This is a genomic window from Spirosoma pulveris (genome assembly GCF_054781875.1).
This window is the reverse complement of record NZ_BAAGTO010000020.1, coordinates 42,845-54,591: the sequence shown is the minus strand read 5'-3', so window position 1 is coordinate 54,591 and position 11,747 is coordinate 42,845. Positions and strand designations below refer to the sequence as shown.

Annotated in this window: 7 protein-coding genes; 6 read left to right on the top strand and 1 reads right to left on the bottom strand. The window is 48.3% G+C overall.

What is annotated here, in order from left to right:
- On the bottom strand, positions 1 to 499 hold a 499-nt coding region (locus ACYVJM_RS30505; RefSeq protein ID WP_461151908.1), incomplete at its 3' end, for a TlpA family protein disulfide reductase.
- Positions 500 to 897: 398 nt separating this feature from the next.
- Between ACYVJM_RS30505 and ACYVJM_RS30500 the strand changes: the two genes are divergently transcribed.
- From ACYVJM_RS30500 to ACYVJM_RS30475, 6 genes are all read left to right on the top strand, one after another.
- Complete coding sequence (locus tag ACYVJM_RS30500) at positions 898 to 3,255, top strand: ABC transporter permease (RefSeq protein WP_461151907.1); 2,358 nt, start codon at positions 898 to 900, stop codon at positions 3,253 to 3,255.
- A 1,419-nt stretch (positions 3,256 to 4,674) separates the two neighbouring features.
- Positions 4,675 to 9,717 carry an Eco57I restriction-modification methylase domain-containing protein gene (locus ACYVJM_RS30495; RefSeq protein WP_461151906.1) on the top strand — a complete coding sequence of 1,681 codons (5,043 nt, stop codon included), beginning with the start codon at positions 4,675 to 4,677 and terminating at the stop codon, positions 9,715 to 9,717.
- A gap of 347 nt (positions 9,718 to 10,064) precedes the next feature.
- Complete coding sequence (locus ACYVJM_RS30490) at positions 10,065 to 10,343, top strand: hypothetical protein (protein WP_461151905.1); 279 nt, start codon at positions 10,065 to 10,067, stop codon at positions 10,341 to 10,343.
- Positions 10,344 to 10,378: 35 nt separating this feature from the next.
- On the top strand, positions 10,379 to 10,720 hold the full coding sequence (locus tag ACYVJM_RS30485) for a hypothetical protein (RefSeq protein WP_461151904.1): 342 nt from the start codon (positions 10,379 to 10,381) through the stop codon (positions 10,718 to 10,720).
- Positions 10,721 to 10,731: 11 nt separating this feature from the next.
- Positions 10,732 to 11,028 carry a hypothetical protein gene (locus ACYVJM_RS30480; RefSeq protein ID WP_461151903.1) on the top strand — a complete coding sequence of 99 codons (297 nt, stop codon included), beginning with the start codon at positions 10,732 to 10,734 and terminating at the stop codon, positions 11,026 to 11,028.
- Between the two features lie 59 nt (positions 11,029 to 11,087).
- Positions 11,088 to 11,501 carry a hypothetical protein gene (locus ACYVJM_RS30475; protein WP_461151902.1) on the top strand — a complete coding sequence of 138 codons (414 nt, stop codon included), beginning with the start codon at positions 11,088 to 11,090 and terminating at the stop codon, positions 11,499 to 11,501.
- Positions 11,502 to 11,747: the final 246 nt, after the last annotated feature.

Sequence of the window (11,747 nt, the reverse complement as noted above, 5' to 3'; positions counted from 1 at the left end):
GACGTTTTGATAGAAGCTTCTGAATTCGGACAGCTGACTCAGGGGCAGGAGCAATAAAGACAATATTTTTACCTGTGTACTTGGCCATTAAATCACTTAAAAGGGGCATCTCCTCGATACAGGGCCCGCAAGTTGTTGACCAGAAATTAATAACGATTAATTTTCCTTTCAAGGAGGCGTTGCTATATACGTTACCCTGAATGTCTTTCAACGAAAAGGCTGGTAGCTGCTTACCAATCCATTTTGCTTTAAATTGATCGTTTGGATTGTCAGCCAATAGTTCAAAAATAATCTGAGTTTCATTCTCTTTGTGGATTACATCCATCTGAGCAATGGGCTTACCTCTACTCGCTGTTTGAATGCTATCGAATTGTTGTGGAGTATATCGAGTACCCCGTGGATCAATATATACTTTCGGTTTTACTGATTGAGCCCATCCTATCGAACTAACTAGAAATAAGGAAACAACCGGTAAGGTATGACGCAGAAAGTTTAGCATAGTCGATTTGAACAATTTGGAGTACATGTCAACGCAATATAGACTGTTGTTTCACAAATCTTTCACACAACATAACTCTAGTGGCTGTTGCATAAGTCGATATCAGCCTATTTTAGCTCTGCTAATAGGTGATTTCAAGTCATTGAAATATCTCTGATCAACGGTTACCTTTGCTTATACGCTCCCTTTCAGACTTTTGCAACAGCCACTCTACTTATATAACTTGACGTATGCCACGGATTAGATTGGACAGATATTAAAAATGAGCGTCTCAGCAAAGGCTCATTCACGAGACGGATGGCTTTTCTCATATGTAGCATAACAGGCTTAACAAACTTTAACAGCTTGTCTATTAGCTATAGACCTACCTTAGGTACTCTATAAGGTAGGAACATTCTATGCTACAGAACTATCTCAAAATTGCCTGGCGTGCCTTAGTAAAAAATCGGCTCTACACCGCTATCAATATTACTGGCTTGTCGATCAGTATGGCTGCTTGCTGGCTTATCACGCTTTACGTTTGGAATGAGCTGACCTTCGACAATTTTCACCAACAGGCCAATTCGATCTTTCGCGTAATTACCCGCTTCAAAACAACCGGCTCGGATGACGGCCTGGCCGTGTCGAGTGCTGATATTGGGCCCCGCCTTCAGCAGACCTATCCTGAAGTAGTGAAGACAGTCCGCTTTAAGGCTATGCCGGTGGCTATTCTACGAAACGCTACTGGTTTGGTTAATGAACCTGATATGTATCAAGTGGACAAACGTGTATTTGAAGTCTTCTCCTACAACCTGCTTTCGGGCAGTAAGACTGCGTTAAATAAGCCCTATAGCCTGGTACTCACTCAGAAAATGGCCACCAAATACTTCGGTATTGGCGACCCGATGGGGAAGACGCTACTAGTTAATAAACAGCCCTACACCGTCACCGGCGTACTACGTGACCTACCCGTTAACTCCGACCTGAAATTTAGTATGCTGCTTTCTTGGCAGGATGCTCCCCCCTCCCCTGAAGACGTATTCGATACATCTTGTTTTACCTACGTGTTACTAAACGACCAAGCGCAGGCCGTTCGCTTTGGGCAGAAGCTGGCCCAATTTGATCAGTTGCAGGTAGCCCCACGGATTAAGGCATTGGGCTTAGGCAATGACATCCAAGTTAACCATCAACTGCAACCACTGACAGAGCTTCACTTCGTGGAAGGGCTCTTCGATGATACGCCCAAGGGTAATCGACTCTATTTAGTCGTCTTCTCCATCATAGCGGCCTTTGTTTTGCTGGTGGCCTGCATCAACTATATGAATCTGTACGTAGTGCAAGCGGCCAAGCGGCAGAAAGAAGTGGGTATCCGGAAAGTACTGGGGGCTGGTACGTGGCAGTTGATGAGTCAGTTTCTGGGCGAAGCACTTTTATTAATGGGGGTGAGTTGTGTACTATCTGTGGCCATAATCGGTCTGGCTAGTCCCTTGTTTGAGCAGTTAACGGGCATTCCGCTACTGCTGCCCAAGGGATCATTGATGGCGGGTGGTCTCACCGTGTTGGTACTGGTTGGTCTGCTAACGGGGCTCTATCCGGCCTTATTTTTGTCGTCCGCTCAACCGGTACGGGTGCTGAAAGGACAGACTTATGGACTAGGTCGTGGGTGGACCCGCCAGTCGCTACTGGTGCTGCAATTCACGATTTCGGTCACGTTTATCGTCGGTACGCTAGTGGTACGGCAACAGACCAATTACCTGCGCAGCAAAGACCCGGGCTTCAGCAAAGAACAGGTGCTGGTCATTAGTATTCCCCCCGACGAATCCATTCGCAAAAAGATGCGCCTTCTCAAGGCAACCCTGGAAAAAAGCAGTCGAATTGAAGCCGTATCGCTAGGTTTGAGTCCGATCACTAACGAAGCCAAAGCCAGTGTGATCCGGGAGAAAAACGGTCAGCGGACCGAGCAGCTCGTCTTTTCGGCGCATATCGACGAAGATTATCTGCCGCTGCTACAAATCCGGTTACGGGTTGGGCGAAATTTCCGTTCGGAGGGTGACAAATCCCGGGCGGTCGTGGTTAACGAACGCTTTGTACATTGGATGGGCTGGCGCATGGATCAAGCCATTGGCCAAACAGTGAAGACCTCCACGACGGACTCCCTTCCTCAGCAGGTGATCGGGGTGGTCAAGGATTACCATTTCGCCTCCCTGCATAATTCGGTTGAACCCCTGATTTTATATTATCAACGGGATAATCCATGGAACGTGCTGGTCCGGCTCAAACCCACGGCGATGGATGAGGTTCGGTCGGTGTGGGCCTCCCTGATTCCCGAATACCCTTTTGAAGCGACTTTTCTAAACACAAGTTTCGATCAACAATACCAGCAGGAGGCCAAAGGAGAAACGCTCCTCCACTGGTTTTCGGCCTTGATTATTCTGCTGTCCTGTTTAGGGGTGTTCGGTTTGATGGCGTTTACCACGCAACAACGGACGAAGGAGATTGGCGTCCGCAAAGTACTGGGTGCGTCGGTGACTCAGATCATCAGCCTGTTGGCCAAAGACTTCCTGATCCTGGCACTTATTGCTGTTATCGTGGCTAGCCCAATTGCTTGGTATGCTATGCATCGGTGGTTGCAAAGCTTTGCCTACCGAGTAGCAATCGAGTGGTGGGTATTTGTTTGGGCCGGTCTGTTGGCTGTTGGCACGGCTCTGATAACCATCAGTTTTCAAAGTGTCAAAGCGGCTTTGGCCAATCCCGTACAGTCCCTACAAAGCGAATAGCCTCACAAACCATTGATTGGAAGAGTTTGAGAATGTATAAACTGAGTTTATTTATTCTCATTTAACGCTCCCAAGTGAGACAGCTCTTTCCACTGCTGATTCAAACGACGAATTACCTCCGCTCTTGTAGAACTGACTAGTGTCGCCTTCTGGACCCGTAATCATGAACATGGTCGCGATTTTTCGATCAATGGCTTTATCAGTCATTATTCTGATTTTATTATTGTGACCAAGCGGGATAAGGTCATTTTAGTCGAAACCAAAGGCGACCACTTCGATAAAACTGTTACGGTAAAAAAAACGCTCGGGTAACCTATGGGAAAACAAAGCAGGCAATGACTACCGGTACTACATGTTTTTTGAAACGAAAGATGTTGTAGGTGCCAATACCTTAGCCTATATGGTCAATAAAAACTATTAGTTGTAGGGCGAAGATAACGAAGTAAATCATCGTTGATGGAGGGAATGTGCTACAAGGGGCCGATGAGCATAGCGGGGAGGTAGGCCATGTATAAAAGAAAACAGCCTGATAAATAAAGCAAGTTAAAAGTCGTTTCTACAGATTTACAGGCAAAATTGGGTTTAACGAATTCGTAACCAGCAGTAATATGCCTAAAATCGAGATTTACAGGCGACCGAGGTAGATAATTTAGTGATTTGTGAGTCAGTTCGTGGATATTTCTATCAAAACCGTCACAATAGTCGAGAAGAAATTAGCGGCCAATAGGCTGAATATCAAAACTCTGGAAGCCCCATGGCTGTCGCCAACACCTAAAACCTACTTCTATCTTGCTTTAACAAAGGCGCTGTTTTCTACATCGACATTAGATACAACATCGTGTTAAACAATTACTGGAAGGACCTAACCAAATGATGATTGTAAATGGAAGGGAATACGATCCATCAATTAGACAAGCAAACCTACCGAGGCCAACAACCATCAGTGATTGCTGATGCTCTATCTTAATCTAAAAGCAAGATGGAAGTAGGTTTTAGCACGATTTGATGTTTAATGTTAGTTACTTAACCTAGATTATCGAGAAAACTACCCGGCGTATAGTGTGATTCTCTACCGCTATCAATAAACTGATAAACGCCGTAAGAATGGCTCTGTAAGAGATTAGGCCTACAAATTGATAGCCCAGGATCAATTATTGGCAGAGAACATCTATATAACATGGCCTTTAAGAAAGAGGATGTGTTTCTTGGAAAAGGGTATGCAATTCAGAAGTATTTTGACTGTTTATCTGTGAAAACCGACGTTTGTAATGCTTTAATGGACGTTGACGAATCGGAAAACGAAAGGGGGCGAAGGCTCCGGCTATATCTTACTGAAACCTTGCCATACCGCCTAATAAGCGGTATTTTTATAGTGTTACTTCTGCGCGGCTCCGACGTGTTACTTCGGGCAAAATCAGGATGCGTCAACGCCGACATATCCATGCTGACCGTATGCAGGTCAGCCCGCCCAACTGTATCCAGCTTAGTCTGTTCGGGCTTGTCTCGTCTGCCAATGTACTGACTTTATCGCAAGCCAGAGATAGCCAAGGGTGTCTTTTGCCAAGTGATAGGCTGAGCGACGAACCCAATGTCATTTTACCGTTTTCGGGTGTAGAATCAGGGTTAAACAGCCGTAATTACCGACTGTCTGCTGATACGTTCTATAACCGGACATTAAGCGAACGTATAAAGGCTAACGTTAAAGCCATTCAGTTAGCCAAGTTTCTTGCCAAAGAGAGCCGGAATGCTACGGCCGACGAGAAAGGTGTATTAGTACAATTTTCAGGTTGGGGAGGTTTGGCATCTGCGTTTGAGGAAAGTAGCCGCTACTCATCGGTTATTGACGAAGTGCTGACGATGGAGGAACGGCAAGCCGCAGCCGCTTCATGCTTAACGGCTTTTTATACGCCCCCTACCCTCATTACCGCTATTTGGCAAGCCGTTGACCAGTTCGGTTTCACAGGTGGCCGCATTTTGGAGCCGGGCGCAGGTATCGGGCATTTTGTGGGATTTGCTCCCCCTTCTGTAAACGACCGCGCTGAATGGGTAGCCGTTGAAAAAGACCCTATTGCCGGGCTTATTCTGCAATTGCTGTACCCAGATGCTACCGTCGAGGTGGGCGGGTTTGAGCAAGCCGATCTACCTAATGGCTCGTTTGACCTTGTTATTGGTAACGTACCTTTTGGAGCCTACAGCGTCTATGACCGGCTGAACTCCGATGTATCGGCCTATCCGATTCATAACTATTTCATTGGCAAATCGGCGCGGTTGGCAAAGCCGGGTGGTTTGTTGGCACTAATTACCTCGTCGGGTACACTTGATCAGGGCGGGGCTGAGTTCCGGCAATGGTTGACCCGTCAGGCTGAGACGGAATTGGTTGGGGCTATTCGTTTACCATCCTGCGCGTTCGAGAGCCACAGCGGTACGAGCGTAACGGCCGATGTGCTGTTTTTGCAACGGCGCGACGGAGTGAACCGCCAGTTTGCCGGACATTCCTTTGAGCGAACCGTCATCGTCCGGAACCGAACGGTGCAGGAAGAAGGCGAGGAAGTGACCAACAACCTGTACGTAAACGAATACTTTGCCGGGCGGCCAGACTTTATGCTTGGTGAAATGGTTTGGGCCGATGAAGTAGGGAAAGGAGGGTTGTACCGAGCGGACCGGCCAACCCTTTATTTAGAAAACCAATCTGAGTTGACAGATCGGTTAGCCAATGCCATCGACCAACTACCCAAGGTTTTTTTGTCGAAGAGTCATAAAGGACAACAAACGAAGCAGCCCGCCGTAAATCAACTTGCTGATTTATATCCAGGCGTTGTACGTATAAAAGGCCGGTCGTACATTCAGGCAACTATTGTCCGGCAATACATTCGGCTCCGCGATACGTTGACGGGCTTATTAGAGGCCGAACGGGAAGGAAAAGACGATTGGGAGGTTGCCATGTTGCGTACCCACCTCAACACACTATACGATGAGTTTACCGCCTTCTTTGGTCCGCTGACCAGTAACCGGCATCTGTCATTTTTAGAAACGTTTGATGGTCAATTCAGCCGTGTTCAGGCGTTAGAAGTTCCTGAAAAAGTTAACGGGAAACAGGTTCTACAAAAAGCGACCATTTTCCGGGAGCGGGTAAACGTAGCCCTCTCCTATCCTACTTCGGCAGAGTCAATAACCGATGCGGTGAATCTGTCAATGTGGTTTCATGGGAGGTTGATATTACCGGCCATTACAGGTTGGCTTGGGTTGTCGGTTGGTGAGGTCACTGAACAGTTATTAGCCGCCGGTTTGGGATTCATTGACCCTGTAACGGGCAGTCTGATTGACCGGGATGCGTACTTATCCGGTAACATTCGGCAGAAATTAGCCATAGCCGCAGAGAAAGCCCGTCACGAGCCGATTTATCAGGCAAATGTGTACGCTTTGGAACATATCGTTCCTCCGACGATTCCGGCCGCGTTAATATCCTTTGGTTTAGGGTCGGTGTGGTTGCCGGATGAATTAGTAACCCGATTTATTCAGGAGACCTTACAACTGCCAGAAGTAACGGCTACTTACAACAACCGTAGCCGACAGTACGAGATAGAAACGCCAACCTATTTTTATTCATCGTTGAACCAGTCGTTGGGTACGTCAAATAGAACGGCCCTGCAACTGATTGAATCGGCCTTGAATAGCCGAAGTGTGGTAATTGCCAAAACCATTACCCAGGATGGTAAAGAACGCTCTGTTCGCGATGTAGAAGCAACGAGCCAGGCGATTGCCGCGCAGGAACGACTAAACGAGCTGTTCGTTGATTTTGCCCGGCAGCATTACGAACATGTCATTGAACAGACATTTAACCGCCTGTATAATACGCATGTTCCCCGGCGTTTTGCCCGGCCATCGTTTTGTCAGTACCCAAATGCTAACCCGGCCATTTCATTACGTGACCACCAGTTTCGGGCTGTTGAGCGCATCAAGATTCAGGATACGATGTTGGCCCATGCCGTAGGTAGCGGAAAAACCTACACGATGATTACCGGCGCAATGGAGTTAAAACGGTTAGGTATTGCCCGCAAACCGCTGTTAGTCGTACAAAACTCAACGGTTGATGAAGTGGCCCGTAGTTGGCGGCTGTTGTACCCGTCGGCGGTTGTATATGTGCCGCAACGGAGCGATCTGGAAGCAACGGGCCGTAAACGGTTCCTGCAACGAATAGCGACCAACCACTTCGACGGGATTATTATTCCGCAAAGTTTCCTCAAACTGATTCCAGACGATCCGGCCAGCGAGCAAGCTTTTTTGCAAGAGGAAATAAACCGGGTAGAAGCCGCCGTTGCCGCAGCGTCCCGCCAGACCGAACGCGGCCCGAACAAGAGTAAGAAGTCATTGGTAAAGCGGCTCAATGAATTACGGTTACGGTTAGAAGCCCGGAGACTCCGGCAAGCCGACCGAAAAAAAGACAATATCCTGTCGTTTGATGAATTGGGCATCGACGCGCTGTTTCTGGATGAATGCCACAAGTACAAGCGGTTAGGCTTTTTTACGTCCCGGCGCGGCATCAAAGGCATTGACCCGGCAGGATCGGAGGATGCATTGAGCGCCATGTTTAAATGCCGCTCGGTGCAGGCCCGGCAAGGGCGGGTTGTACTAGCTACGGGAACGCCAATCAGCAACACAATGGCCGAGGCATGGACAATGTTACGGTTTATCGCCCCTGACCGCCTGGATGAAGCTCGAATTGCCACGTTTGACCAATTCGCGGGAGCTTTCGGACAACTAATTGCCTCCTTCGAGTTAACGACTACCGGCCAGTTTAAAGCTGTTTCTCGGTTTGCCCGGTTTGTCAATGTCCGTCAGTTGTCAGATTTATACTGTGCTCATGTTGATGTGGTGCTGAATGATGATGTAATCGAGTTTCAGCGGGACCAAACCTTGCCGACGCTGAAAGACGGTGGATTTACAAAAATTATACTACAGCAGACCGAAGGCGTACAGGCTGAGTTAGACGCGATTCGTGAACGGCTACGGTGGTTTGAGGGATTAACAGGCAGTGAGAAGCGGGAGAACAGCCATTTGCCGTTGGTACTCTTTGGGCAGGCCCGAAAAGCTACGTTAGACATTCGATTATTGAACGCCAGAAACGAAGACGAGCCAGGCTCAAAACTAAACCGAGCCGCAGCGGAGATTCTACGGCTGTATCAGCTCTCAGATTCATATAAGGGTACTCAGTTAGTTTTTGCCGACGTATACCATTCACCGGCAAACTTATTTGCTGATGAAGACGAGCGGCTATATGTTGAGGCTCGGTTTAATCTCTTCGACGACCTGAAAATGAAACTCGTTTCCGAAGGTATTCCGGCCTGTGAAGTGGCCGTTTGCCCCGCCGAAGCAGATAAACGGGAAGCGGTTTTTGCCAAAGTCCGAACTGGTGAAGTTCGGGTAATGCTGGGCACGTCTGAGCGAATGGGCGTTGGGGTTAACGTGCAGGAACGGCTAGTTGGCTTGCATCACCTTGACGCGCCAAACCGCCCGACCGATTTTGAGCAACGCAATGGGCGTATCATCCGTCAGGGGAACGCACATGCCGCCTGGAATATGCCCATTGAAATTCTTACCTATGGCGTTGATAAAACACTCGATGCGACTGCCTACGGACGATTGGCGATCAAGCAAAAGTTCATTAACCAAGTGCTGAAAGGGCATCTGACCGACGAAGGTATGAATGACATTTCGGCTGATGATGATTTTGCAGCTATGTCGTTCGAACAGATGATGGCTACTCTTTCGGGCAGTCAGTATGCCTTAGCCTATGCCGCCAAGCAACTTGATTTGTCTCGATTGCTAACCGCTCGTAAGAACTGGCAACGGGGCGTTTTGGATGCTCAAATGCAGGTAGAACGCGCCCGGCGTACGTTGTCAGTGCAGGTGCCTTTACTGCCAACGCTCCAGGCAGAAAGCGCCATACTTAAGACCCGGTTTATTACTGATGGAGACGAATACAGAGTAAACGAGGTGATAATTGAGGGCCAAACCCATACTGAAAAGTTTGGTGGACCATTACAACACCTGTTGGACAAAATGCGCGGCCAGCTAAAACGTCGGTTGACAACGCAGGCAATCGTTACGGTAAACGGGCTACCACTGATATTGACCGGCGAGATTCGGCAAGACCCCTTTTCATTTCGGAACGAGTACGTATTTACCTATCAATGGGGAAGCAGTTTGCGGGGCGAAGTGATGAGCGGTCCCGGCTTGTTTCAGTCTCTACGCCAGTCGGTGGCCCATGCTGCCCACTTGCCCGCGCAATGTCAGCAACGAATTGAACGCGCCCGCGCCGACGAAGCGGCTTTTCTGCAAAAGGTTAATGAACCGTTTCGCCACAGCGAAAAATTAGCTCAGTTGGAAACGGAGATTGCCGAACTACAGGAAGCCATGTTGGCCGCATCAGAGCCAGAAGTCGAAGCGGTATTGGCAGAGTAAGAAAAGAAACACAGTAGGCCGGGGAACACCCGGCCTACAAATAAAATTTGCCTTACACGGTTCGTACCACTCCCCTTCCTCCTATTGTCGGTTAGTGAGCCATACGCACTAATAAGTAGCAGGACATCGCCTAGGGCGAAAACCTGCTGGCACGCACACTTCCACCTGCCACGAAAAAAACACGGCTGTAGCAACCAAAAAACACTGCAAAGGTACTTGACAAAAGGGAGTAGGATTTTATCCTAAAAAACTATAAGTCAGCTATATAGCTTGTATAGGTAACGCTATTTTCGTATCTTTATAGTGTCCCCATTGCGCGGCACCGACGTGTTACATCGGGCGAATCCATGATGTATTCAGTAGCGACCTGCCCGATAAGGCAGGGTATTGACAACCGCCTGAATCGCGACCTAATTGCCCAGGCGCGGGAGCAGGGATTTGTGTTCTCTGACCCTTTTGCAGATGCTGATATGTGGCGGGGACTAGAAGCCGCCGACATTGAAAACCCGGCTCACCAATGTGACCCGGACGAAGCGGATTGGCTGTTTGGTAAAGCCATCGAAGCCACCTTGTTTTTCCTTTATCAACAAACCCGTCGAGTTGGCGGCCAATGCTCCCAGCTATGAACGGCAACTATTCTATTTGCCAACCGAGACATACAATGAACCCATGTGTCCAGGCAATTTATAATCAAATTGGTCAGGTTGCTTTCGCCCGAATGAAGGCAACAACGTTGAAGCCAGATAACCGCAAGAATGCGTTGCAATGGAAAATGAAAGGCACCCGGTTTACATCGATTCGTGTGGAAGGCCAGCAGAACGGAGTCGGATATCAGGTAAGCTTTTTCATTATCAACCATCAGCAGTTTACCGAAATAGTCATTGAGCAGGTAGAGGCACAGGAACTGATTTCTACAATTGAGCGCATAACGGGTTTAGTGCAATCATACGTACCTACCAATCTAGTGCATGATGTTGATGAGAACTTCACCCTTAAAGAGTAACGCTCAAGCCTATGGAAACAGCACAAGCAAATTTATGGAATCGACTAACGGCAGACCCTACTTACGTGGCCTTTCACATGGCCCGAATAGCCCCAGTTTTTGCTATTACCCCGGCTGACCTGATATGCCTGGTAGCAGGGAATGAAAAGCTGATTCGGTTGGCCGCTTGTCGGGTTGATGCGCAGATCGGACAAGCATGGATTGAGCAGGTTAGTCAGTATACGGGTATAGACAGTGAAACAATCGACCTATATCTGGTCCCCATGATTCAGGGCTATTATGATACAGTAACCATGAATGATCACTAAAACCAGTTAACGCCCGACTCCTGACCGGTCGTCCGTTTCGAAGTCGGGCAACTAAAGCAATGGTCAACACACAAAACTCTCAGGGGTCAGCCTACTCCGCTCCTACCCCATCCGGCAGAACGCTAGAAGAATTCAGGATTCGGATTTCAGCCATGACCAAAGACAACCAACTGACCGTAGCAGGCAAAGATCTGGTTAAGGGGTACGATTGGAAATTTGCCGGTGAAGAGTACCGCCTGGCTTGGCGCTATTTGTTCAACCGTGCCGGGCAACTTGGTTTGACTTATTGCAAACATTTTAAGCGGTTCTACAAACCACTGCCACCAAAACCAGCCGTTGGTGACCGAGTGCGGTTAACCAGTACTGGAGCTACCGGCATCGTGACCGGCTATAGTCGGTTCAATGTTATGGTCAGTATCGACCAGGAGCAACGCGAAGCAGAAGTTAGTGTCGAGTATCTCGAAAAAATTTAGGCATCAAAAAACGCCTGAGCCAGGAAGCCTCTGCTCTGACTCAGGCGTTTTAACTTTCTGCGAGCTGCACACGCGTTTCACGGGTCATACCACTCCTTGCGAGCAGCGGAGCCGTATGACCTAATTCTACATCCCGGATAGCCACTGAAGAGTAGCCATCCATTCACGATGCACGCTAACACTAAAGCACGCACAACTTTTGCCACTGGAGATACACATCTTTTACACAAAGCTTAAAGACGAAAG